At 65.2% G+C, this 23,144-nt stretch carries 20 protein-coding genes and 2 tRNA genes; 14 read left to right on the top strand and 8 right to left on the bottom strand.

Annotation, left to right across the window (positions count from 1 at the left end; all coding sequences use genetic code 11):
• A partial coding sequence (locus ABLE91_RS25315; protein WP_348930610.1) for an IS3 family transposase occupies positions 1–96 on the top strand: 96 nt, incomplete at its 5' end.
• A 64-nt stretch (positions 97–160) separates the two neighbouring features.
• Here the strand turns inward: ABLE91_RS25315 and ABLE91_RS25310 are convergent.
• The gene (locus tag ABLE91_RS25310; protein WP_348935323.1) at positions 161–367 is read right to left on the bottom strand and encodes a helix-turn-helix transcriptional regulator; all 207 of its coding nucleotides are present in this window, start codon (positions 365–367) and stop codon (positions 161–163) included.
• 163 nt (positions 368–530) lie between these two features.
• A complete protein-coding gene (locus tag ABLE91_RS25305) occupies positions 531–1,685 on the bottom strand; it encodes a tyrosine-type recombinase/integrase (RefSeq protein WP_348935322.1) in 1,155 nt (384 codons plus the stop codon).
• 720 nt (positions 1,686–2,405) lie between these two features.
• Here ABLE91_RS25305 and ABLE91_RS25300 point away from each other — a divergent pair.
• From ABLE91_RS25300 to ABLE91_RS25285, 4 genes are all read left to right on the top strand, one after another.
• Entirely contained in the window at positions 2,406–3,938 is a 1,533-nt protein-coding gene (locus ABLE91_RS25300; RefSeq protein WP_348935321.1) for a porin, read from the top strand.
• Positions 3,939–4,235: 297 nt separating this feature from the next.
• Positions 4,236–5,438 (top strand): porin, encoded by a 1,203-nt coding sequence (locus tag ABLE91_RS25295; RefSeq protein ID WP_348935320.1) that lies wholly within the window; start codon positions 4,236–4,238, stop codon positions 5,436–5,438.
• 269 nt (positions 5,439–5,707) lie between these two features.
• On the top strand, positions 5,708–7,861 hold the full coding sequence (locus ABLE91_RS25290; protein WP_348935319.1) for a BON domain-containing protein: 2,154 nt from the start codon (positions 5,708–5,710) through the stop codon (positions 7,859–7,861).
• Positions 7,862–8,212: 351 nt separating this feature from the next.
• Positions 8,213–8,854, top strand: a complete 642-nt coding sequence (locus tag ABLE91_RS25285; RefSeq protein ID WP_348935318.1) for a helix-hairpin-helix domain-containing protein — start codon at positions 8,213–8,215, stop codon at positions 8,852–8,854.
• An 18-nt stretch (positions 8,855–8,872) separates the two neighbouring features.
• On the opposite strand, the gene ABLE91_RS25280 is transcribed toward ABLE91_RS25285, so the two are convergent.
• Together ABLE91_RS25280 and ABLE91_RS25275 are read right to left on the bottom strand one after the other, a co-directional pair.
• A tRNA-Pro gene (locus tag ABLE91_RS25280) sits at positions 8,873–8,949 on the bottom strand.
• A gap of 139 nt (positions 8,950–9,088) precedes the next feature.
• Positions 9,089–12,409 carry a DUF4347 domain-containing protein gene (locus ABLE91_RS25275; RefSeq protein WP_348935317.1) on the bottom strand — a complete coding sequence of 1,107 codons (3,321 nt, stop codon included), beginning with the start codon at positions 12,407–12,409 and terminating at the stop codon, positions 9,089–9,091.
• 472 nt (positions 12,410–12,881) lie between these two features.
• On the opposite strand from ABLE91_RS25275, the gene ABLE91_RS25270 reads away from it, so the two are divergent.
• Entirely contained in the window at positions 12,882–13,376 is a 495-nt protein-coding gene (locus ABLE91_RS25270; protein WP_348935316.1) for a GNAT family N-acetyltransferase, read from the top strand.
• An 8-nt stretch (positions 13,377–13,384) separates the two neighbouring features.
• Here ABLE91_RS25270 and ABLE91_RS25265 read toward each other — a convergent pair whose 3' ends face one another.
• The 3 genes from ABLE91_RS25265 to ABLE91_RS25255 form a co-directional block, all read right to left on the bottom strand.
• Positions 13,385–13,909, bottom strand: a complete 525-nt coding sequence (locus tag ABLE91_RS25265; protein WP_510181996.1) for a DUF192 domain-containing protein — start codon at positions 13,907–13,909, stop codon at positions 13,385–13,387.
• Positions 13,910–13,916: 7 nt separating this feature from the next.
• Complete coding sequence (locus ABLE91_RS25260; protein ID WP_348935315.1) at positions 13,917–14,498, bottom strand: cold-shock protein; 582 nt, start codon at positions 14,496–14,498, stop codon at positions 13,917–13,919.
• Between the two features lie 164 nt (positions 14,499–14,662).
• Entirely contained in the window at positions 14,663–15,445 is a 783-nt protein-coding gene (locus ABLE91_RS25255; RefSeq protein ID WP_348935314.1) for an SIR2 family NAD-dependent protein deacylase, read from the bottom strand.
• Positions 15,446–15,496: 51 nt separating this feature from the next.
• Between ABLE91_RS25255 and ABLE91_RS25250 the strand changes: the two genes are divergently transcribed.
• Both ABLE91_RS25250 and ABLE91_RS25245 read left to right on the top strand, forming a co-directional pair.
• Positions 15,497–15,919: a VOC family protein gene (locus tag ABLE91_RS25250; RefSeq protein WP_348935313.1), complete on the top strand. Its 423-nt coding sequence runs from the start codon at positions 15,497–15,499 to the stop codon at positions 15,917–15,919.
• A gap of 197 nt (positions 15,920–16,116) precedes the next feature.
• Positions 16,117–16,191 (top strand) — tRNA-Glu (locus ABLE91_RS25245).
• A gap of 82 nt (positions 16,192–16,273) precedes the next feature.
• On the opposite strand, the gene ABLE91_RS25240 is transcribed toward ABLE91_RS25245, so the two are convergent.
• The gene (locus ABLE91_RS25240; protein WP_348935312.1) at positions 16,274–17,200 is read right to left on the bottom strand and encodes a LysR family transcriptional regulator; all 927 of its coding nucleotides are present in this window, start codon (positions 17,198–17,200) and stop codon (positions 16,274–16,276) included.
• Positions 17,201–17,346: 146 nt separating this feature from the next.
• On the opposite strand from ABLE91_RS25240, the gene ABLE91_RS25235 reads away from it, so the two are divergent.
• The 6 genes from ABLE91_RS25235 to ABLE91_RS25210 all read left to right on the top strand — a co-directional run bounded on the left by ABLE91_RS25235 (position 17,347) and on the right by ABLE91_RS25210 (position 23,135).
• A complete protein-coding gene (locus tag ABLE91_RS25235; RefSeq protein WP_348935311.1) occupies positions 17,347–18,090 on the top strand; it encodes a cysteine hydrolase family protein in 744 nt (247 codons plus the stop codon).
• A gap of 22 nt (positions 18,091–18,112) precedes the next feature.
• Positions 18,113–19,153 carry an ABC transporter substrate-binding protein gene (locus ABLE91_RS25230; protein WP_348935310.1) on the top strand — a complete coding sequence of 347 codons (1,041 nt, stop codon included), beginning with the start codon at positions 18,113–18,115 and terminating at the stop codon, positions 19,151–19,153.
• A gap of 121 nt (positions 19,154–19,274) precedes the next feature.
• Positions 19,275–20,066: an SDR family NAD(P)-dependent oxidoreductase gene (locus ABLE91_RS25225; protein ID WP_348935309.1), complete on the top strand. Its 792-nt coding sequence runs from the start codon at positions 19,275–19,277 to the stop codon at positions 20,064–20,066.
• Between the two features lie 14 nt (positions 20,067–20,080).
• Positions 20,081–21,529 carry an allantoinase AllB gene (gene allB, locus ABLE91_RS25220; RefSeq protein ID WP_348935308.1) on the top strand — a complete coding sequence of 483 codons (1,449 nt, stop codon included), beginning with the start codon at positions 20,081–20,083 and terminating at the stop codon, positions 21,527–21,529.
• Positions 21,526–22,365, top strand: a complete 840-nt coding sequence (locus ABLE91_RS25215) for an ABC transporter ATP-binding protein (protein ID WP_348935307.1) — start codon at positions 21,526–21,528, stop codon at positions 22,363–22,365. The genes allB and ABLE91_RS25215 overlap by 4 nt, the downstream gene beginning before the upstream one ends.
• Positions 22,362–23,135 (top strand): ABC transporter permease, encoded by a 774-nt coding sequence (locus ABLE91_RS25210; RefSeq protein WP_348935306.1) that lies wholly within the window; start codon positions 22,362–22,364, stop codon positions 23,133–23,135. Before ABLE91_RS25215 ends, ABLE91_RS25210 begins: the two co-directional genes overlap by 4 nt.
• The last annotated feature ends 9 nt before the right edge of the window (positions 23,136–23,144 follow it).

Here is a 23,144-nt window from a genome sequence, read left to right as displayed (position 1 = left end):
GACTACATCGAGCGCTTCTACAATCGCCGACGCAGGCACTCGACGCTAGGCTATCTGAGCCCGATCGAGTTCGAGGAGCGAGCTAAATTAGCTTAACCTGGTGTCCACAAAACCGGCGGCAGGCCAGTTCCCTAGGACGTTGCGCCGCGCTCACGTGGCATCACGCCGCCGCCTTGACGCCGCGCGCCGCAACGCGGGCCTCGACCCAGGCCACGACTTCGGCGCGCACGAACGCGATACGGCGAACCCCAAGTTTGATGGACTGCGGGAATAGACCTTCGTCGCGGGCCACGAGGATGAAGGCTTTCGAAAGCGAGGTGTATTTCACGACCTCATTGAGACTCATGAGGGGCGAGTTGTCATTCATCATGATCTCCAGGCATAGGGGGGCGTTCGCGCCCAAGACGAGCGCGGCGGATACTGGCAAAACGGTCAACTGGATTTCTTTGGACTTAAAATATCATGGCAACGGCGGGCGCCATCGTGATTTTTCGATCCGTTCACACGCTCCGCATAACAAAATAATACATCTATCCGATGTAATTGGCCCACTCCGTCATCAACGCGCGCCGTTTATCCAATGCGTCCTTGCGGCGGTACGCGGCTTCAACTCCCTGGATCGTGTGAGCTAGGGCGGCTTCGCATATTTCGCGCGCGTATGTGGTCATGTCGCCGGCCCAGTCGCGAAACGAACTCCGGAAGCCATGCAGGGTCGCTGCCTTGTCGGGTGATGCGCTGCGAAGTGCACTGACCATCGCGGTGTCGGAGATCGGCCTGCCATCGCGCTCACCGCCGAACACCAGCTCACCCGTCGAGATCTCCTTCTGGTGACGGAGAATCTCGACGGCGCGAGCGGGCAGCGGGACACGGTGCTCCACTCCAGCTTTCATCCTCCTGGCCGGAACGGTCCACAGTGCAGCGTCCAAATCAATCTCGCCCCAAACGGCGCCGCGAATCTCGCCTGCACGTCCCGCTGTAAGACACAGGAATTCGACCGCCCTCGCGGACACGCCACGCGCCTTCCTGAGGGTGGCGATGGTGCCGGGCACCGCATGATAGTCCAGCGCCGCGTGATGGCCGCGGCTGAGCTTCTGCTGTCGCGGAAGGAGCTTGTCGAGATTGCCCTTCCAAGCGGCGGGGTTGTCGCCGGCCACGAGCTTCCGAGCTTTGGCATAATCCCAGACGGCTGCAATTCTTGATCGAAGCCTGTCGGCAGTCTCGGGACGCTCTGTCCAATGGGGGGTCAGGCAGGCGACCACATCATCGACGGACACTTTATCTATAGCGAGGGCATGGAGCGGCTTGGCGTACTCCCGTAAGGTCATTCTCCATTGGGCGCCATGTTTTGGATTGCTCCACTCTTTTTCCTTCATAGCGAGCACGGCTTCCACGCATTCGCCGAAGGTGCGGGCCGCTGCCTTCGAGGTCCGCGGATCCTCACCCCGAGCGAGCTTGCCGCGAATCCCCTCGGCCTTCTCGCGCGCGAGCTTTAGGGACACGGGGGCGGTACCCTGGCCGTATCCGCCGAGGCCCAGCTCGGTCCGTGTCCCGTTCCGTTTGAAAATGAACAGCCAATTCTTCGAGCCGCCCTTCTGCACTCTGAGCCAGAGGCCCTCGCCATCACCATAAATCCCAGGCGAATACAGTGCTTTGCATTGAGCTTCGGTGAGCTTGTGGCGTGCCATCACGAGTCTCCCAAGGGACAAGGGCAGGGGGCTTTGCCGAGCCTCAAGCGTCAGGTTTCATCATAACCTATAGCATAACTTCCATTTGGTCATTTTGGACTTTTTGTTCCGCTTCAGTGGATTGCACGCCATAAAGCCCTTAAAAATGGCGGAGAGGCGGCCTCCGTCTCCGCCACTTTTCCCAGGCCGCCGCCACAAGCTGAGTCGCGGCGCTTCCTGCGGACCCCCCCCACTTCCCCTTTTCTCACGCGACCAGAGCGTCATTCCGGCGCGATCGTTCCAGGGTATGCCGACGAAGCCCGGCGATTCGTCCGCTGCGCACCTCATGGGCAAGGCGACAAAGGTTACGCACAGGCGGCTTGAGCTGGACCATCCCGGCGGCGACGCCCTCTCGTTCACGAACATGAGAGCCGGGAAACAAGGTGAACGCTTGGTTTCCGCTGGGGTCATAGGTAAAATAATAGCGAAAAACCTGCGTGCTATTCGTGCAACACCTAGTAGGAATCCAGCGCTAGAGGGGGTTTCGGGGCGTCATCGGCGTTGATCCCGGTTTCGCCTTTTGTATGGTGACTTTGCGACGAAGGGGGGCAGTCCCCGGTCGCCCTTCCGTATTGGGGCTTGGCCCGGACGCGGGGGGTTATCGGGGCAAGAACCTCTCGGGGTGCGATGGCACTGACGATGCGGCGCTCGCTCCCTCGGAACGAAACTTTGGAGGTCACGATGAAGATGGTGAAGAGCCTTCTCCTCGGCAGCGCTGCGGGTCTCGCGGCGATGACTGGGGCCCAGGCTGCCGACCTTCCCGTTAAGGCGAAGGCAGTGGAATACGTGAAGGTCTGCGCCGCATACGGCGCCGGCTATTACTACGTCCCCGGCACCGACACCTGCCTGCGCGTCGGCGGCTATGTCCGCTTCGACACCTACATCAATGCGGTCGGCACGTTCAACCCGGCGATCTCGTCTGCCGGCGCCACGATCTTCAATGGTCCCGGCGGCGGTCTCGGCGGCTATCCGTTCACCACGAACGACTCGTCCGACTACCTGACCCGCGCTCGCGCGGTCGTGGACCTCGACGCCCGCACCGCCACCGACTACGGCGTGCTGCGTTCGTATGCCCGCTTCGGCGTGCAGTGGGATTCGTCTGCTTCGGCCGGCAGCCCCGCGGGTAACTCCGCGTACTTCGAGCGTGCGTTCATCCAGTTCGCTGGCTTCACGTTCGGTTATACCCAGTCGTTCTTCGACACGGGTATCAACTACATGCTGACCACCCCGTATGCGGGCTCCAACACCTGGACCTCCGCGATCGCCTACACGGCGCAGTTCGGCAACGGCTTCTCGGCGACCATCGCCCTCGAAGACGCCGCCAACCGCACCACTGGCGTTCAGCAGACGGCCGCGCTCGGCACGTTCACGAACACCACGACCCTCGCGGGCTTCACGGGCCTCGCCTACACCAACTACCAGGAAGGCCAGCAGGCCCCTGATATCGTCGCCAACCTCCGCCTCGACCAGGCTTGGGGCACCGCGATGCTGTCCGGCGCTCTGCATCAGGTCGGCGGCGTCACCCCGCTCAACGCGGGCGGCGGGCCGTTCCTCGGTGCGCAGGGCTCGGACACCTGGGGTTGGGCGGTCGGCGGCTCGGTGGAGTTCAAGCTCCCCATGCTCTCCCCCGGCGACAGCCTCTACATCCAGGCCAACTATGCTGATGGCGCTCTGAACTATCTCGGTCTCTCGGGCACCGCCCAGGGTCGCGCGACGGGTCTCGGCTCCATCGACCTCAACAGCAACCTGAACACCGGTGACGGCGCCTTCTACCCGCTCGCGGACGCGATCTGGAACGGCACCGGCTACTCCAAGGAGTCCGGTTGGGCGATCCAGGGTCAGTACCGTCACTACTGGGTCCCGAACCTGCGTTCGGCCCTGTACGGCGGCTACGCCAAGGTTGAAGTTCCCGGCAACGCGATCTTCACCCCGGCTCAGATCTCCTTCGCTGGCGCTGGTTCTGGCCTCGCTGCCTTCAACGGCGGCTACAATGTCGAGATCTGGCAGGTCGGCCTGAACACCATCTGGTCGCCGGTTAAGAACCTCGATCTCGGCCTCGAAGTGCTCTACAGCAAGGTCGACGGCAGCCTGCCGCTCACCGCTGCTTCTGTGAGCTCCAGCGCGACGGCTCCGACCGCCACCACCTCTGCGGCGGTGTTCGGTGGTTCGTCCGACGTGTGGTCGGGCGGCTTCCGCGCCCAGCGCAACTTCTGATCGATTTCTCTTCGATCAGGGAAGAACCCCGGCAGGGAACTGCCGGGGTTTTTCTTTTTTGAGGTGCTGCTCTTCAATTCCCGGCGGTCTCCAGTTTTTTACTGGGATGGAATTGATGCAATGTATCATTTAAGGTTTGCGGCACGGCTTTTTGCAGTGCATGATGTATAAGGATAGTATCGTCGCCTGCGGCGGCGGGGGATGTAGCTGGGGGTAAAAATGAAGGCTTCACATCTTGTGCCGGCTCTCGCGCTGGTCGCAGCTTCGTGGGGAAGCGCGCTGGCTGCGGATTTGCCGATGAAAGCCGCGTCGGTTGCCTATGTGAAGCAGTGCACCGCCATGGGCGAGGGCTTCTATTACGTCCCGGGAACCGATACCTGCCTCCGGATCGGCGGATATCTCCAGGCTCAATCTTATTACAACACTTATACGAACTATCCCGCGGCCAACGACAAGACCTATTCGATCGGCCTCTTCGGCATGATCATGGATGCGCGCACCAACACCGAGTATGGCGTGCTGCGTTCCTATATGGACCTGCGCTTCCTGTGGCGCACCGCCGATCAATGGTCCGACGGGCCGAACCAGGCGCAGTTGGATCCCTGGAACATCTACATCCAGTTCGCGGGCTTCACCTTCGGTTACGCCCAGTCCTTCTTTGATTTCTATGCCAATGCCAACGTTCTCGGCCAGGATCCGGCGACCATTGGCGACGACACGCGCACGCCCCTCATCGCCTACACCTGGGAGTTCGCCAACGGCTGGGCCGCCACCGTCGCCGCCGAGGATGCGAACACCCGAAATGGGGGCGTGAACCCCTCCGATCCGGACATGCCGGATGCCATCGACAATTATCAGGCCGGTTCCACCGTGCCCGACTTCGTCGCCAATTTCGGCCAGACGGGCGATTGGGGCCAGTTCCAGCTGTCCGGCGCGCTGCACCGGGTCGGCGCCGTGACCCCCACCACCGCGGGTGCACCCTTTATAGGTTCGTCTCAGACGGACAGCTGGGGCTATGCCGTTCAGGCCGGCCTGATGTTCAACCTGCCCTTCATTGCCAAGGGCGATTCCCTCTATCTCCAGAGCGCCTATGTGGACGGGGCCATCTCCTATCTCGGCCTCATCAATGCCAGCGGCGACTTCTCGCCGCCCGACGCTTTCATGAATGCGGACGGCACGCTCTCCAAGGTGAGCGGCTGGAACTTCACGGCGCAGTTCCTGCACAATTGGAACGACAAGTGGCAGTCCGCTTTCTTTGGCGGCTACGCCAAGTTCAATCTCGACAATCCCATCGCGGAAATTGCCTACGGCGCCACGTCCGGCACCAACTACAATCTCGGCGCCAACATCACCTGGACGCCGGTGGACAAGCTCGGGATCACGCTGCAATACGGCTACAACAATTACGCAGCGAACAATTATGTGGACACGGGCTTCGGGCTCCCCACGCAGTCCCAGGTGGCGCATCAGGTCATGTTCATGGTCGAGCGCGACTTCTGAGGACGGTGCACACCGTCATCCCCGTGATCCCAGCGGCGGCTTCGGCCGCCGCCTTGCGTTTGAGACCTCTGTTCAGTTCGCATCGTCTTGACCCATTCCAAATTTGCGGCCAAATCGATACGTAAAGTGCACGTGTGCCTCGCGCTTGATCTGGCGGCTGCGGGCTCAAGTGCCGTGCCTTATCTTTGAATCCAGCGCGGATTCACGATCACGGGCAGTCATCAGGACATCCGGGCCACCTTTGCCGGGCGTCTCCAGGAAGGGCAGGGATGAACGCAGGCCCCCGCAAGAAGACGGCCTCCGGTGCGCCTGCGCGCCGGTGGAACCGGCTTGCGCTGTGCCTGGGCGTCCTCTGCGCCGCATTCATCGCCGCCCTCGCCGTCGCGCAGCGTCCCGCCATTGAGGCCCAGCTCGCCAGCAGCGCCGGCCGTGCACTGGAATTGACCGGGGAGGGTTGGGCGGGGGCTTATTTCGTCGGGCGGGATGCCTTCGTTACCGGGGAGGCGCTGGCGGAAGAGGCGCGTACCAAGGTGCGTGGCGTGCTCGCGAACCTTCCCGGCGTCCGTCGGGTGGTGGACCGCACGACACTGCTGCCGGAGCGCCATCCCTTCACCTTCAGCGCGGTGCGGGATGGCCGCACCTTGCAGCTCTCGGGCTATGTCCCCTCCGGCGCGGCGCTGGAACGGATCACCGCCGCGGCGCAGGCCATGCCGGGCATCACGTCCGTGAAGGGCATCGACCAGCTGGTGCGGGCGCGCGGCGCACCGCCCGGTGATTTTGCCGCCGTGGTGGCCTTCGGGCTCGATCAATTGTCCCTGTTGCCGACGGGGCGGGTCATCCTGTCCGACGATGCGCTCGCCATCGAGGGCCGCAGCCCGGATCTTTCCACCTATGAGGCCCTCTCCGCGACGCTGCACGAGCCTTTGCCGCAGGGCTTCCGGCTCGCCCGCTTCGCTGTGCGCCCGCCCGTGGTCGCGCCTTTCATGTGGTCCGCCTTGCGCGAAGGAAACGACGTGCGCGCGCTCGGCTATGTCCCATCGCAGGAGGCGCGGCGCTCCGTTCTCGCCGCGCTGCGCGCCGCGGTGCCCCAGGCCCGCATCATGGACGAGATGCGGCTCGGCGACGGCGCGCCTTCGGCCGAGCTCTGGCTGAAGGCGGTCACCTTCGGGGCCATGCAGCTGGCGCTGCTGCCCAAGGGCCGTGTGGTCCTGTCCGACACCACCATGATGCTGGAGGGCGCAGCGCCCACGTTCGAGATCTTCGACGCGCTCCAGGCGGCGCGGCGCGCCCCGCCGGAAGGCTTCTCAGTCACCCGCTTCGCCGTTGAGCCGCCCGCGGTCTCGCCCTTCGTCTGGCGTGCGGAGCGCCGGGCCGAGCAGGTGCGCCTGTCCGGCTTCGTCATCTCCGAGGAGGCAAGGCGCGGGCTCTCCGATGCCGTGCGCAGCCTCTTCCCCGGCGTGCAGGTGGCTGACGAGACCCGCCTCGCCTCCGGCGGGCCCTCCCCGGAAAGGTTCGCCGCCGCGGCTCAGTTCGCGCTGACGCAGCTTTCCCGCATGCGCCTCGGCGAGGCGGTGCTCGACGGCGCGCGCCTGTCGCTCGACGGCGAGGCATTGGACGCGGAGGCCTTTGCCGGCCTCGCCAAGGCGGCCGGTGCCCCGCCGGCAGGGGTGGATATCAAGGCGGCGCTCCGCCCGCCCTTCATCTCCCCCTTCGTCTTTGCCGTGCGCCGGGATGGGCAGGGCGCGACCCTTTCGGGCTTCCTTCCCGACACCGCCGCGCAGGAGACCGTGGCGGGCCTGCTGGAGGAGCTGTTCCCCGGCGAGAAGGTGCAGGATGTGGTGGCGCTCGGCGGCGGCGCGCCCTCGGGCTTCATCGAGGCGGTGAAGGCGGGGCTGGTGCAGATGGTGCGCCTCGATCCGGCCGAGCTGCGCCTGACGGGAACCGAGCTGCGGCTTTCGGGCGATGCGCTCCACGCCGCTGCCGGCCAGCAGATCGACGCTGCGCTCGCTGCCGCGCTGCCCCAGGCCTTCAGCGCCCTGACGCAGATCGTTCCGGCGCAGCCGGGCGCGCCGCTCTCGGATGTGGAATGCCTGCCTTTGGCGGACCGCCTCACCGCGCGCAGCCTGACGTTCGAACGCGATACCAGCCGGCTGGACATAAGGGGCGCGGCCATGCTCGACCGCCTTGCCCATCTCGCCCAGAGATGCCCGGACGCAACGCTGGAAGTCGCCCTGGAAACGAGCTCCGGCTCGGGTGCCTCGGCCTCCCTCGCCCATGCCCGGGCACTGGAGATCGCGGCCTATCTCACGCAGGCGGGCATTCTGGCGGCCCGCATCGCCATTGTGCCGTTCGAGGCGGGGGCGCCGGGGGATGGTTCCGTGGCGGTGCAGCTTCGGGCCGGGCAGGCCCCGCGCGAGAATTGAGCGGCATCGGCATCGGCGGAGCGGATGACCCTCGCGCCACCGTCTTGGCCCGAACACGTCCGGCCATGATGATGGCTCCTCGGCCAATCTTGAGCTTGAATGTTCATACGGCGTAAGCCCGCTTGAAGCTGCCGGGCGAAGGGCACATGTTTGTCCAGCGGGCTCCCGTTTCCGGAACGGGGTGGGGCGCCCCTTCCGGATCGAAGCCGGGAAGGGCTGGAATGCGTCCGGTTCCGGCGCGAGCGGGGAGGAGAGGGTGGTCTATCTCGCCTTGGCCTTGTGGCCCTATCTGTTGGCGGCGCTGCTGGCGGGCCTCGCTACCGGCTATTTCGCCCGCGGCGGAGCGCGCGGATGAGTTTCAGCCTGGAAATCATCTTCCTGATCGCGGTGGCATTCGCCGTGGGAATGGCGCTGGGCCTGCTCCTGCGCCGCCGCTCCCGCGGCCGGCGGGCTTCGCCGCTGGCGAGCACGGTCCTCCTGCCCATTGAGGAGACCGAGTCGCCGCCTTCAGCGATGTCCGCGCCTGTCGTGCCGGCGCCCGAATCGGAACCGGAAACGCCTGAGGCGCCCGCGGAGCCACCTCCGGCCCCCACGGCCTTGCGCCCGCGCCAGGCACCGGAGGTGGCGACCCATCCCGGCCTTCGGCCGCCGGACCTGAAGGCGCCGCAGGGCGAGGCGGATGATCTCAAGCGCCTGAAGGGTATCGGGCCGCAGAATGAGCGTCGGCTCAACGGGCTTGGCATCTTCCATTTCGCTCAGATCGCCGCCTGGAACCACGAGGAGGCGCTATGGATCGGCGCCGCGCTGGGCTTTCCCGGCCGTGTCGAGCGGGAGGACTGGATCGGGCAGGCCCGCGCGCTGACCGGCATCGACGGCACGGCCGCACCATCCAGCGATGCAGCGCCCAACGAGGCATCGTCCCACGATGATGTGCCGCTTTTCCCGGAACTGAGCGCCCCACCCGCACCACCCCGCCCGCGCCGAAAGCGCTGAGGGCGGGGGGAGGGAAGTTGGTCGGAGCAGCAGGATTCGAACCTGCGACCCTCTGCTCCCAAAGCAGATGCGCTACCGGGCTGCGCTATGCTCCGACGGCAAGGCGTTCGCCTTCCTATTTTCTCGGCGCGGCGGAAGCAAGGCCCCGGAAGCGGAAGAAAGCGGGATACCGCAAATACACGACGTTCCCGCCCCTTTCGTTTCAGCCGTCAGGACGGCGCGATTGGCCGTCTCTCAGCCGAGCAGGTCGTTGATTTGGGCGCTGACGAAATCGATCTGCACCACCAGGTCGTTGAAGTCGCGATCCCCGCCGCCGGCGAGATCCTCCCAACCCCAGGTGTTGAAGCCGTAGCCCCAGAGATGCGCGGCGTTCCCGTCCTTATTGGCATCGGAGAAGGCATAGAAATCGTTGCCCTCGCTGGTGTGAAGCCGCATGGCGATGATGTCACCATTGTCCACGCCGACGATCTGCTCCTCTCCATACTTGCCGTAGCCCGCGCCGGAAACCCACGTTCCGCCGCTCTCGGCGTGATAGGCGCGCGCCAAGCTGGCAGCCTCGTAGCCCGCGTCGCCGGGCTTGATGCCATCGATGGTGCCGGAGAAGTCGTCCACCTTATAGAACAAGACCTCGACGCCGTTCTGGCCGTTCTGGCGCATCCGCACGACGGCGTGCTGGTCGTCGGCATCATTGACGGTGTTGGCGACGGCGACCGGCCGGGTGATCGCTACGGCGCTATGTTCGTCCGCGGTGATGAAATCGACGAAGCCATGGTTGTTCGAGAGCATCGCCTGCGGTGTTCCGGCCTGCGCGCCGCCAATGCTTACCGCCAGCTTCGCGCCATCGAGGATGGTGGCCTGATGCAGCGCACCTTGGGACTGCCTATCGAACTGGATGACGAGATCGGACGAGAAATCCGCCCGGAGGCTTTGCAGGGCGAAGGCCTTGCTCCAACCCGCGGAGGCAACGCCGTCGAACTGCGCGCTGCCGGCGCCGTAGCTGACGTTCACCTCCCCATTCTCCGCAAGGGAGGTTTGGAACAAGAGGTTCTGGTCGGCGGAACTCTCCCAGCTGCCGTCCGTGCTCGCGGCCAGCACCGGTGCGGTGGACGCATTGAGGGTGAGAGACAAGGTGGCAATCGCCCTCAGGAGGAGGTCTTCGCTGGGTGTCACAGTGCTCGGGATGAGATCGTATCCCGCGGCAACCTGATAGCCGAGGAAGGAGGAGGCGTTGTCCGGGGTAATGTCCTTAAAGGCGCCGGGTGCGATCACTGAGGCGATATAGATCAACTCATTGAGGTTGTCGGGAGCGGGAATCCCCAGCTTGTCCAGCACCGTGTTGACGTCCGCGCCCACGGAAACCCAGGATGAGTGGGACGTGACTTCGCCGGTCACCGTGCCCGTGCGTGTACCGCCGCCGCCGTCCGCAGCGGTGTAGGTGAAGCTGACGCTGCCATCGAATGTGATGAAGGGCGTAAACACCAGCTTGCCGTCCGCATCGAGCGAGACCGTGCCGCTGTCGAGAACGACTGTGGTGCCAGGGGCAACCACGCGGCCGTCGATGTGCGTGATCCGCAGCGTGTTGCCGTCGGCATCGGTATCATTGGCGAGGACATCGATCACCAGCGCGCGTGTGTCCTGCGTCGCGGAGAAGGTGTCGTTGCCGGTGATGGGGGCATGGTTCGGGATGGGCGTGACTTCGCCTGTCACCGTGCCCGTGCTCGTGCCGCCGATGCCGTCCTCGGCGGTATAGGTGAAGCTGACGCTGCCATCGAACGTGATGACGGGCGTAAACACCAGCTTGCCGTCCGCATCGAGCGAGACCGTGCCTCTTTCGAGAACGACTTGGGCGCCCGGGGCAATCACGTGGCCATTGATGTGCGTGATCCGCAGGGTGTTGCCGTCGGCATCGGTATCATTGGCGAGGACATCGATCACCAGCGCGCGCGTGCCCTGCGTCGCCGAGAAGGTGTCGTCGCTGGTGATGGGGGAATGGTTCGAGATGAGGTCCGTCGAAGCCGAGCTCGTATTGCTGGCTCCGTCGGTGACATCCATCGTCAAGCTCCGGGGAGCGGAGGTGTCATCAGCCAGGCTCTGATAGCTCACCTGTGCGGCCAGAGCTGTGAGCACCGCGTCGGTCACCAGTGATCTCTCGACGCGGAAATTGTCGACATAGAGCGATCCGCCGACAGCCTGCCCCCCCGTGTAGTCGTATGTGCCGCCCACGAAGACGAAGAACCAGTTGCCGTTCTCTGGAACCGTCACGCTGGAGGTCGCCCAGGGCGTTGTGCCGTTGGCATCGGCACCCGTTTCGTTCAGGACGATGATGGAGGCGCCGGTATCGGCATTCATCAAATAGCCGAATGCGTCGTAGGCATCATCGCCCGCTGCGGCTCTCCAGTCGAAATGGAACACATCGCCGGCCGATGCGGAAAAGGTGTCGGAATACGCATAGGGGCCGTGGACGACGTCAAATCTGGCGTCCGCCGTTCCGGAATTGAAGAGCCTTAGAGAGGTGGATCCCTCGCTATGCTGGTTGGTGGCCAACTCGGAATCGTAGATCATGGAGATGACGGGATCGGCATCACCCCCCGCATTGGAGGGAGATGTGGGATCCCCCGGCGTCACGATGCCATTGATGATCGTCGTTCCCAGAATCACCCGATCTTCCACGACATTCCAGCCGGAAAGACCACTTTCAAAGCCTGGGTTCGCGAAGGCGCCCGTGGAATCGGCGGTGAAATTGATCTTCAGCGCCGCGCCGTTCAGGCCGTTCTCGACAGCATCGACGACGCCGATGGGATTCCTCCCGGTGCCGCTCCCGAGATAAACAATGCCGGCATCCACGGAGATCGCGCCGGCGGCATTCGGGTCTGCCGCACTGTTCAGGACGAACTGGTCATTCGCTGTCGAATTGCCCACGTCGAAGCGGATCGAACCGCCGGCATATCCCTGGCCACCGCTGAAGCTGACGCCAGTTCCGATATTCTGTGGGCCGATGCCATCTGTGGTCACGATCGGGCGGAGGCCGCTGATGAGCGGGGCTGTCAGCACGGCCGGGTAGTTCGCCACATGGATCGGCGCGATTGCGATGGCCCCGACATGGATTTCGAGATCCCAGTTCCCGCCCAGTGCCTCTGAGCCCGTCAGCGTCCGCGATGCGGCGACGTCCGCGCCCGTGACGGCGGACAGTTGGGAAATGAATGCGAGGCCGATCTCACCCTCGGCGACGCTGCAGCCATAGAGAAGAAGGTCGCCGCCGGGAGCCAGAGAGGTGCCGATGCGCGCGAAATCGGCGGCGCGTTCCGCGAGCGTTTGTGCGTCGATCTGGGTGGATCCGAATACCAGCGCTCCGGGTCGGCCGTGGCATATGAGATGGAGCGCGGGAACGCCGTTGCGTTCCCGCAGCGCGACGATCATTTGATCTAGGCAGTCGATTTGAGGGTCTAGAAGCTGAAACTCAGCGGAATTTGGAATGGATTCCAGAATGATAGAAAGGTCATGCAATGTTTTGTCGACGAAATAAATCTGACGATGCAGAGAGATGGTCTTTCTCATGTGAATTATATCCCCCGTAGTGAAAAATAATCTGTGCCTGCATCGATGCGTCCATTTCGGAGTAGGTGATTTATTTTTGAACTAAGATCCAGCGCTCATTGCGCGGTGAGATCTATCCAGCGAAGTTCGGTTTCATTATACCCTTAAGAAACAATCATTTTTTGGCTGTACGCTGGGGTATATGTGGCGAAATGCCGCGGAATACCAGATCAGGTTGTGCGACTAATATTGTGCACGCGCCTTGGTCCGGAGTGCCCCGGAAGGAAGCTACCGGTGCGATGCCCAGGCGGCCCGGCGGCGGCGCCCAAGATTTCCAGCATGGGCCCCCCACCGAGGGGAGGGAAAGGCGGTCGGAGCAGCAAATTCGAACCTGCGCTCCTCTACTCCCAAAGCGGATGCGCTATGCTCTGGAAAGATGCGCGTCGCGCAACGCTTTCATCGGTTTATGACCGTCACGCGCAAGGGGAGGCCCATGTCAAACTTGGTTCCGGTTCAGGCGGCCGTCGCTGGTGAACGCATCGTGCCGCTGGCGGCGACCCACGAAATCCATTGGCGGGCGCTGTATCGGGACTATGCGGATTTCTACAGCCTGCCCATGAGCGACGACATCCTCGCCCGCACCTGGGCCTGGCTGATGGATGGCCAGAGCCGCAGGCTGGAGGGTCTCGTCGCCCAGGCTCCGGACGGCACCGTTGTCGGCCTTGTCCATTTTCGTGCGGTGCCGGATCCGCTGCTCGGGCGGGATGTGGGGTTCCTGGACGATCTCTTCGTTTCGCCGGTGACCGGCGAGCAGACCATCACCCGGCGGTTGATCCAGGCCGTGGCGGACGAAGGGCGCCGGCGAAGCTGGCCGCATGTTCGGTGGGTAACGGCACCGAACAATGCGAATGCCCGCATGCTCTACGACACCCTGGCGCGGGCGACGGCCTGGGTGACCTACGAACTGGTGACGGGGGTTAAGCCGTAGGGACGCCCCTATCGGCTGCCGAACAAGGTGGTCGAGACCTTGTCCCCCGGCGCGATCCCCAGACGCTTGGCAGCGCCGCCGGGAATTTCCAGCACCGCGCGCACCGGCTCGCCGGAGGAGATGGTGCGCTCGGAGAAGGGGGTCGTCATGGCCTCGATGCGGGCAATGCTGCCGTCCCGCCGGATGAAGACCATGTCCAGCGGGATATAGGTGTTCTTCATCCACATATAGACCGGCTGGTCGACGCCAAAATCGAACAGCATGCCTTGCCGCTCCGGCAGCTCCTTGCGGTACATGAGGCCGGTCTCGCGCTGCTTGTCGGTGCGCGCCATCTCGACCTCCAGCACCACCACGCCGGACCTGGTGGCGATCTCCAGGGCATCGAGCGGAGCCTGGGCCTGCGCCGCGGGCGCTTTGGCTGCGGGCGCCTGGGCCATGCCCGGGGCCGGGAGCGCGGCCGAAACCGCCAGGGCAAGGAAAAGAGTATAGGCGCGCGCCGTTGCGCGCACCCGCTGCACTGTGGCTTCCGTCATGATGTCCTCAATGCGTGCCGGGGAGCCCGTCCTCTGCCTTCACGTCGGTCGCCATGAGGCCCTTGGGACCATTGCCGAAGCGCACCAGCACCTGCTGGCCGGGGCGCAGCTCGGTGAGGCCATGGCGGCGCAGCGTCTCCATGTGGACGAAGATGTCGGGCGAGTTGTCGCCCTGGGTCAGGAAGCCGAAGCCGCGCAGGCGGTTGAACCATTTCACCGTCGCCGGCTCGAACCCGCCCGAGGGCTCGATGCTGGCGCGGGCGCGGGTCGCCGGGGCGACGGGATGCGGGACGGAGGTGGAGAGATCCAAAGAGACCACCCGGAAGGCCTGGAAGCCCTTGGCCCGCTTCGCCGCCTCGCACACCACACGTGCGCCTTCGAGGGCGGTCTGGAAACCGTCCCGTCGCAGGCAGGTGACGTGGAGCAGCACGTCCGGTCCGCCGCCGTCGGGGACGATGAAGCCATAGCCCTTGGAGGCATCGAACCATTTGATGGTTCCGGCGATCTCGACCAAGCCAACCGGCGTCTCGTCCAGATCGTCGGTATGGACGACAAGGTGCGGTTCGAATCCTGGTCCGTGAGACCCCATAGCCACCCGACCCTACGCTGTACCCCGACCGCCACGCATGGGCACCTGTCTCCAGGGACAGCTAGAATAGCAAGTCCGTTTCCCCTCGCACACCCTTTCCGAGCGATGAATCGTGCTCTCGGCGCACGATTGTTGGGCAAACCTTGTACTCCAACGCCCTAGCGTCAGGCGCTGGCCGCCAGGCCCTCGGCGAAGGGGGCGAGCACATCGCCGATCTCCTCGCGCACCACTAGGTCCGCTAATTCGTCGAAATCGGTTTCCTGCCGGTTGATGATGACGAGCCGCGCGCCGTTCCGCTTCGCCTGGAGGGGGAAGCCGGCGGCGGGGAAGACCACGAGCGAGGAGCCGATGACGATGAAGAGGTCGCTCTCCCGCGTCAGCCGCTCGGCCCGCGCCATCTCGCGCTCCGGCATGGCTTGCCCGAAGGAAATGGTGGCGGTCTTCACCGGGCCATCGCACGCTTCGCAATCGGGCGCGCGGCCGCCGGCGGCCTCGAAGCGGCTGCGCACCCAGGAAAGCTCATAGCGCTGGCCGCAATCGAGGCAGGTGGCATAGGTGGTGTTGCCGTGGAGCTCCACGAGGTCCTTGTCCGGCACGCCCGAGGCCTGGTGCAGGCCATCGATATTCTGCGTGATGATGCCGGAGAGCCGGCCCTCGGCGAGCAGCCGCGCCAGCGCCTTGTGGCCGCGCCCCGGCACGGCGCTCCCGAAGGCTTCGTCCATGGCGAACTTGCGCCGCCAGGCCTCGTTGCGCGCCGCCTGATGGGCGACGAACAGGTCGTAGGGAATGGGCTTGTTCTGCGTCCACAGGCCGCCGGGGGAGCGGAAGTCGGGGATACCGCATTCGGTGGAGATGCCCGCGCCCGTGAAGGCCACGGCACGGCGCGCGCCGAGGAGAAATTCCCGCAGCGTGTCCTGCGCGCCCTTGAGATCGCCGCGCGACGTCATACCTTCCCCACGCCGCCCGACGGCATCCTCACCCCTGTTCCAGGATCAGCCATGCGCTTTCTCCACACCATGGTCCGCGTGACCGATATCGACCAGTCCCTGGACTTCTACGTCAATAAGCTGGGGTTGAAGGAAATCCGGCGCAAGGACGTGCCGCAGGGGCGCTACACCCTGGTCTTCCTCGCCGCCCCCGGCCAGGAAGGCGTCGCCGAGATCGAGCTGACCTACAATTGGGACAAGGAGGCCTATGGGGAAGGCCGCAATTTCGGCCATCTCGCCTTCGAGGTGGAGGACATCTACGCCACCTGCGAGCGCCTCCAGGCCGGCGGCGTGACCATCAACCGCCCGCCCCGCGACGGCTACATGGCGTTCGTGCGCTCGCCGGACAATGTCTCGGTGGAATTGCTGCAGAAGGGCGGCCCCAAGGCGCCGCAAGAGCCGTGGTCCTCCATGGCCAATACCGGCAAGTGGTGAACGGCGCTTAGGGAAGCGTCCGTTCCGCCGGCCCTTTGCCCTGGAGCGCGGGTAAACGGGGCGGAGAAAGCGAGGAAGGCCAAGGCGCCGGCTGGCGTCCTTGGCCTTCTGGGGCATGCCGGAACATTTCGGCTGTGTGTTCTTTCCTCAGGGGCTTGCCTGCCGCCTGCCGCCCTCCTATAAGGACGGCCGCTTCAGCGCCCTTCGTCTATCGGTTAGGACGCCACCCTTTCACGGTGGAGAGAGGGGTTCGACTCCCCTAGGGCGCGCCAAAGCGATTCAAAAGAGAAGCCGCGTCAGGCCTCACCTTCTTCCGCGCCATTGCATGGTCGCCGAGATCGAGGCTGGCCCATATCAGCCATCGCTCGCCGGCTGTTTCTCCTTGGCCCGTGCGCCCAGGCCGGCGGACAGGTGCTCGGCAAACTGTGCGCCCGCAAGCGGAAGGTTTCGTCCCCTGAGCTGCCCGAGCACCAGGTCCGCGGGGGGCAGGTCGCGCTCGTCGATGGGGCGCACCACGATGCCCGGCGGCATGGCGTCGGATTGTGCGCCCACCTCGATCTGGAACGAGATCATGCCGCAATGGGCGACCAGCCCGCGCAGCAGCTCGAAGGAATTGGACTGCGCCGCCACGGAGAATCGCAGGCCCGAGCGTGAAATGCGCTCCTCGATCATCTGCCGCCCGCCGGTGGAGCGTTCCGACAAAGCGAGGGGATAGCCCGTGCAGTCGGCGAGCCGCAATTGGGGCCGCGCCGCCAGGGGATGGTCCGAAGGCAGCAGCGCGACAACTCTCTGGGGCAAGGTCATGAGGGGGCGCAGCCTGGCGATGAAGGGGGGACGGAAGACCAGGATCAGGTCCACCTCATAATCCACGAGGAGCGTTATGGCGTGCTCGTGGTCCGCGACGCTCACCTCGAAATTCATCAAGGGGTAGCGCTGCCGGAAGGAGCCGATCTGCTGGGGCAGGAAATCGTGCGCCAGCGCCTGGCTGCAGGCGATGCGCACGGTGCCGCGCCGCAGCCCGCGCAGATCCTCCAGCTGCGAGCGCATGCGCTCGGCGTCGTTGAGCTGCTCGCGGATATAGCTGACGAACACTTCCCCGGCGGCGGTGAGGTCCACGCCGCGCGGGCGCCGGTCCAGCAGCTTCAGCCCCAGCTCCTCCTCCATGTCCATGATGCGCCGGTTGAGCGCGGAGGGGGTCACGTTGAGCCGGTCCGCCGCGCGCCGGATCGAGCGCGTGCGCGCCACCTCGTCCATGTAGCGCAGGAATCTCAGATGGCGCACGGATTGCCCCTTTCGGACTTCGTAGCCGATTAGGCTACAGACGAAGGAGAAAACGGCAATAGATCACATCACCGGAATGCCCGTAGCTTCATTCGGAACGCGGCTTGCATGGGCGAGCCGCATCATCCGATCCGGCGAGCTCGTTCATGTCCGTGTCTCCCTCGCTTCTCTCCTTCGCCCGGCCGGTGCCGACGCAGCGCCGGGTGGCGCTTGAAGCAGCGCCCCAGCGGGCGGAGATCGATCTTGCGCGGACCGCGCTGGTCATCGTGGACATGCAGAACGACTTCCTGCACCCGGACGGTTGGTTCCCGCGCGCCGGCGTCGACGTCGCCCCCTTGCTCGCCATCGTGCCGCAACTTACGGCGCTGGCCGCCGCCGCGCGGTGCGCCGGCCTGCCGGTGATCTGGCTCAACTGGGGTGTGCGCGCGGACCGGGCCGAGCTTTCTGCCGCCATTCTCGACAAGGCATCGGCCGGAGGCACGCGGCCCATCTATGCCGATCCCTCCGTGCCGGGGCGCGGACGCATCCTGGTGGCGAGCGACTGGGGGGCGGAGGTGATCGAGGCGCTGGAGCCCCATCCCTCGGACCTCCTCGTGCACAAGCATCGCCTCTCCGGCTTCCACGACAACGAGCTTGATTCCATCCTGCGCAACCGGGGCATCGACACGCTGCTGTTCGCCGGCATCAACACAGACCGCTGCGTCTTCTCCACCCTCTGCGATGCCAGCTTCCACGGCTTTGGCTGCCTGATGGTGGAGGATGCCTGCGCGACCCCGTCGCCGCCCTTCGTCACCGACGCGATCCTCTACCTCGTGCGCCTGCTCTACGGCGCCACGCTGAAGAGCGATGACCTGATCGCCGCCCTCGCTTCCGCTTCCACAAACCAATGATAACCAGACGGGAACCTTCCAGATGACCTTTGCAAAGCTCTCGCGACGACTTGCCTTCGGTCTTGCGCTCGCAGTCTCCACTTCCGCGCTCGCCGGCCTGCCGGCGCTCGCGGACACCAAGATCAAGATGGTGCTGAACTGGAAGTATCAGGGCCCGCAGGGCATGTTCTTCCTGGCGCAGGACCGAGGCTATTTCAAAGCCGAGGGGCTGGACGTGAGCTTCGACCAGGGCAATGGGTCGGGCGCGGCCGTGCCGCTGGTGGCGAACGGCACCTACGACATGGGCTTCGGCGACATCAACGCGCTCATCGAGCTCGTCGCCAAGAAGCCCGAGGACGCGCCCATCGCCGTCTATGTGATGTTCAACCAGCCGCCCTTCACCATCGCCGTGAAGGCCGACAGCCCCATCAAGACGCCAAAGGACCTGGAGGGGAAGACGCTGGGCGGCGCGGCCAATGACGGCGCACTGAAGCTGTTCCCAGCCTTCTGCAAGTTCGCCAAGATCGACTGCTCCACCGTCAAGATCACCAACATGCAGCCGAACCTGCGCGAGCAGATGCTGATGCAGGGCCAGGTGGATGGCGTGTTCGGTTACGTGAACACCATCCGCTTTTCGGCAAAGCTCATCGGCCTGGACGACGACAAGCTGCGCTACATCAGCTTCGGCGATTACGGGATGGATCTCTATTCCAACGGCATCATCGTCTCGTCCGAGCTGGTGAAGAAGAACCCCGACGCCATCAAGGGTTTCCTGCGCGCGCTCAACAAGGGCCTCATCGACACGCTGAAGGATCCTGACGCTGCCGTGGCAGCGGTGGCGAAGCGCGAGCCGCTGATCAAGATCCCGCTGGAGCGCGAGCGCCTCGACGCGACGCTGAGGGCCGAGATGAACCACCCCGAGATCGCCAAGATCGGCCTCGGCAACGTGGACCCGGCACGGCTGAAGACTGCCATCGACATCCTGGTGGAGGCCAACAACCTGCCGTCCACGCCGAAGGTGGACCAGATCTTCACCCCCGCCTTCCTGCCGCCCGTGGCGGACCTGCCGAAGACGCTGTTCTGAGTTCCTGACGAACCCTCCATTGCCGTCATGGCCGGGCTTGACCCGGCCATCTCCCTCCGCGGCGAAACATCCCCGGGTCGAGCCCGGGGATGACGGTCACGAGAAAAACAACGGAAATCCCATGGACCTGAAGCTTCAAGATCGCGTGGCGATCATCACCGGCCCGGCGAAGGGCATGGGCGCGGCCGTCACCCGCGCCTTCGCGGCGGAGGGATGCAAGCTCTCGCTCCTCGGCCGCGACGTCGAGGCCATCGCGCCGGTCGCCGAGGAGATCCGCCTGAAGGGCGCCGACGTCATCGTCGTGCCCTGCGACCTCACCGATCCGGAAGCCTGCGAGGCTGCGGCGAGCCGGACCGTCGAAGCCTTCGGCACCGTGGACATCCTGGTGAATGTCGCCGGCGGCTCCGGCCCCATCGGCAAGACGGGCGTGGAGACCACGCCCGAGGAATTCGACGACATCGTCACGCTCAACATGCACGGCTGCTTCCACACCATGCGCGCGGTGCTGCCCGCCATGATCGACAAGCGCTACGGCAAGATCGTCAATGTGGGCGGCACTTTCGGCATGCGCGGGCGGGCCGGGCGCATGGCCTATTCGGCCTCCAAATGGGGCCTGCGTGGCATCACCAAGAGCTTCGCGCTGGAGGTGGGCGTGCACAACATCAACGTGAACTGCGTCGCGCCCGGCATGGTCGATGGCCCCCGCTTCCGCGACAAGGTCTGCGCCGACATGGCGAAGAAGCTGAACATCACCGTTGAGGAGGCCATGGAGCGCCACGCGGCGGACTATGCCCTGAAGCGCGTCACCACCGACGAGGACGTGGCGAACGCCTGCCTGTTCCTCGCCAGCGACGTTTCCCGCCAGCTCACCGGCGTCGACATGCCCGTCGACGGCGGCTGGGCCATGCTGTGAGTGAGGGGGCCGGAATGAGCGACATCCACCAGATCCCCGCCGACCTCGTCATCCATGGCGGCAAGGTCGTCACGCCCGAGACCGTGCTGGAGGCGTCCATCGCCGTGCGGGACGGCCGCATCGTCGCGGTCGGCGCGGCGGATGCCATGCCGGCGGCGCGGGAGACCTTCGATGCCTCGGGCCTCCATGTGCTGCCCGGCGCCATCGACGTGCATGTGCATTTCCGTGACCCCGGCTACACCCATAAGGAGGATTTTGAGAGCGGCACGGCCTCGGCCGCGTTCGGCGGCGTCACCACCGTCTTCGACATGCCGAACACCATCCCCACCGTCGCGGACGGCCCGGCGCTGAAGGCGAAGCACGCCATCGCGTCCGCCAAGGCCCACGTGGATTACGGCCTCTACGCCGTGCTCGGCGAGGACACCATCGAGAAGGTGCCGGAATTGGTCGAGGCCGGGATCGTCGGCTTCAAATGCTACATGGGCAACACGTTCGGCCGCATCCCCTCGCCCTCCACCGGCGCCATGCTGGAGGCATTCGAGGTGGTGGCGCCTACGGGCAAGCGCATCTCGCTCCATGCCGAGACCAATTCCATCATGGAGCGGCGCCAGCAGAGGCTCGTGGAGAGCGGCCGGCGCGATCCGCTCGCGCACCTCGCCTCCCGCCCGGCCGTTGTGGCGGTGGAGGCGGTGGCCCGCGCCGCGATCCTCGCCGAATGGACCGGCGCGCGCATCCATATCCTCCACATCTCCTCCGCCGCCGAGCTGCGCCCGCTCGCCGAGGCCAAGGCACGGGGCGTCGACATCACCGGGGAGACCTGCCCGCATTATCTGATGCTGGGCGAGGATGATTATGCCCGCTGCCGGGGCGTGATCCGCGTGAACCCGCCGGTGCGGGAAAAGGAGAACCAGGAGCCTCTCTGGGCGGCGCTCCTGGACGGCACCATCGACATGATCGCCACCGACCACGCGCCCCACACGCCGGAGGAGAAGACCCGCGCCGACATCTGGAGCGTGGATTGCGGCTTCCCCGGTGTCGAGAGCCAGATGCCGCTGATGTTGAGCGAGGTGGCGGCCGGACGTTATTCCATCAGCGATTATGTGCGCTGGAGCGCGGCCAACCCGGCGAAGGTGTGGGGCCTTTACCCCCGCAAGGGGGTGATCCAGGCGGGGGCGGATGCCGACTTCGCCTTCGTGGACCTCGACCGCGCCTGGACCCTTCACGATGCGGATCTGCACTCCCGGTCCAAGATCTCTCCTTGGGACGGACGCGCGGTTACCGGCCTGCCATTGCACACCATGGTGCGTGGCCGCTTCGTGGTGAAGGACCGCGTTCTGGTGGCTGAGACCAGGGGCTTCGGCCGCTCGGTCCACGCCATCCAGGAGATGCCGGCACCGCAGCCGAAACATGCCGACCAGACGCTGGCCGCCGTCATCGCCCTCCGACCGGAGGAAGCGGCATGAATGCGGAGACGGATCCTTTCGTCCAGCTCCAGCAGGTCACCCTCTCCTATGGCCGCGGGGAGACCACCGTTGCCGCGCTCGGTGAGACCAACCTCAAGATCGGCAAGGGCGATTTCGTCGCCCTCGTCGGCCCGTCCGGCTGCGGCAAGTCCACCATCCTGAAGCTGGTGACCGGGCTCATCCAGGCCTCCACCGGCTGGGTGTTCGTGGCCGGGCGGGAAGTGGGCGCCGAGCCGGTGCGCGTCGGCATGGCGTTCCAGAACCCGACGCTGCTGCCCTGGCTCTCCATCCGCGACAACATCATGCTGCCGCTGAAGATCGTGCCGCCCTTCCGGCAGGATTTCCGCGCCAAGAGAAAGACCGAGTTCCGCGACCGGGCGGATGCGCTGCTGAAGCAGGTGGGCCTCGCCGGCTTCGGCGACAAATTCCCCTGGCAGCTCTCCGGCGGCATGCTCCAGCGCGCCTCGCTGTGCCGCGCGCTGATCCACGACCCCCAGCTGCTGATGCTGGACGAGCCCTTCGGCGCCCTGGACCAGTTCACCCGCGAGGAGCTGTGGGCGATCCTCCAGGATCTCTGGATGACCCGCCGCCCCACGGTGCTCCTCGTGACGCACGATTTGAAGGAGGCGGGCTATCTCGCCAACCGCGTCTGCGTCATGCGCGCCCGCCCCGGCCATATCGTCGAGGACCGCCATGTGGACCTGCCGCGTCCGCGCACCATCGAGATGACCTATGAGCCGGGCTTCGTGGCGCTGACCCAGCGCCTGCGCGAGCTCATCGTTTCCGCCCGCACCGGCGATCCCCTGCCGGCAGAGATCGCCGAGGTGCTCGCATGACTTCCACCACCCGCCGGCGCCTCCAGTCCGCCGCCGTCATCATCGGCTTCTTCGTCCTGTGGGAGCTCGCCTGCATCGTGTTCCACATCAAGGACATCGTGCTGCCGCGGCCGACGCAGATCCTCTACACATTGTGGGACCGTGCGCCGGCCATCTGGCCGCATACGGTCCAGACCCTCTACACGACGCTCGTGGGGTTCGCGCTGGGCATCGCCTCGGGCGTGCTGATCGGCATGCTCATCGGCTCCTCGCGCCTCGCTTATGACGTGGGTTATCCGCTGCTGATCGGCTTCTCCTCCATCCCGAAGGTGGCGGTGGTGCCCATCTTTGTCCTGTGGTTCGGGGCAGGGACCATCCCGGCGGTGCTCACCGCCATGATCATGAGCCTGTTCCCCATCGTGGTGAACGTCGCCACCGGGCTTGCGACCACCGAGCCCGAGCTTGAGGACGTGATGAAGGCGCTGCGCGCCACGAAGCTCGACATCCTGTTCAATGTCGGCCTGCCGCGCGCCATGCCTTACTTTTTCGCCTCGCTGAAGGTTTCCGTGACGCTGGCCTTCGTCGGCACGGTGATCGCCGAGACGGTGGCCTCCAATCGCGGCATCGGCAACCTGATGATGATCGCCTCGTCCTCTTTCGACGTGCCCCTGGTCTTTGCCGGCCTTCTTGTGCTCGCGCTCCTCGGTGTCGGCCTCTACGCCATCTTCTCCGTCATCGAGGGGCGGGTGATCGGCTGGGCCAAGCGCAAGGACGATTTCGCCATGGGCTGATGCCCACGG

Origin of the sequence: Aquabacter albus, assembly GCF_040049275.1 — a bacterium.
Lineage (GTDB): Bacteria > Pseudomonadota > Alphaproteobacteria > Rhizobiales > Xanthobacteraceae > Aquabacter.
The sequence above is the reverse complement of the archived record's forward strand: the minus strand, read 5'-3'. Positions and strand labels throughout refer to the sequence as shown.

Coding starts and splice junctions, on each gene's coding strand:
- ABLE91_RS25310 (WP_348935323.1), bottom strand. CDS start 367: ATGAATGACAACTCGCCCCTCATGAGTCTCAATGAGGTCGTGAAATAC.
- ABLE91_RS25305 (WP_348935322.1), bottom strand. CDS start 1,685: ATGGCACGCCACAAGCTCACCGAAGCTCAATGCAAAGCACTGTATTCG.
- ABLE91_RS25300 (WP_348935321.1), top strand. CDS start 2,406: ATGAAGATGGTGAAGAGCCTTCTCCTCGGCAGCGCTGCGGGTCTCGCG.
- ABLE91_RS25295 (WP_348935320.1), top strand. CDS start 4,236: ATGAAAGCCGCGTCGGTTGCCTATGTGAAGCAGTGCACCGCCATGGGC.
- ABLE91_RS25290 (WP_348935319.1), top strand. CDS start 5,708: ATGAACGCAGGCCCCCGCAAGAAGACGGCCTCCGGTGCGCCTGCGCGC.
- ABLE91_RS25285 (WP_348935318.1), top strand. CDS start 8,213: ATGAGTTTCAGCCTGGAAATCATCTTCCTGATCGCGGTGGCATTCGCC.
- ABLE91_RS25275 (WP_348935317.1), bottom strand. CDS start 12,409: ATGAGAAAGACCATCTCTCTGCATCGTCAGATTTATTTCGTCGACAAA.
- ABLE91_RS25270 (WP_348935316.1), top strand. CDS start 12,882: ATGTCAAACTTGGTTCCGGTTCAGGCGGCCGTCGCTGGTGAACGCATC.
- ABLE91_RS25265 (WP_510181996.1), bottom strand. CDS start 13,909: ATGACGGAAGCCACAGTGCAGCGGGTGCGCGCAACGGCGCGCGCCTAT.
- ABLE91_RS25260 (WP_348935315.1), bottom strand. CDS start 14,498: ATGGGGTCTCACGGACCAGGATTCGAACCGCACCTTGTCGTCCATACC.
- ABLE91_RS25255 (WP_348935314.1), bottom strand. CDS start 15,445: ATGACGTCGCGCGGCGATCTCAAGGGCGCGCAGGACACGCTGCGGGAA.
- ABLE91_RS25250 (WP_348935313.1), top strand. CDS start 15,497: ATGCGCTTTCTCCACACCATGGTCCGCGTGACCGATATCGACCAGTCC.
- ABLE91_RS25235 (WP_348935311.1), top strand. CDS start 17,347: ATGTCCGTGTCTCCCTCGCTTCTCTCCTTCGCCCGGCCGGTGCCGACG.
- ABLE91_RS25230 (WP_348935310.1), top strand. CDS start 18,113: ATGACCTTTGCAAAGCTCTCGCGACGACTTGCCTTCGGTCTTGCGCTC.
- ABLE91_RS25225 (WP_348935309.1), top strand. CDS start 19,275: ATGGACCTGAAGCTTCAAGATCGCGTGGCGATCATCACCGGCCCGGCG.
- allB (WP_348935308.1), top strand. CDS start 20,081: ATGAGCGACATCCACCAGATCCCCGCCGACCTCGTCATCCATGGCGGC.
- ABLE91_RS25215 (WP_348935307.1), top strand. CDS start 21,526: ATGAATGCGGAGACGGATCCTTTCGTCCAGCTCCAGCAGGTCACCCTC.
- ABLE91_RS25210 (WP_348935306.1), top strand. CDS start 22,362: ATGACTTCCACCACCCGCCGGCGCCTCCAGTCCGCCGCCGTCATCATC.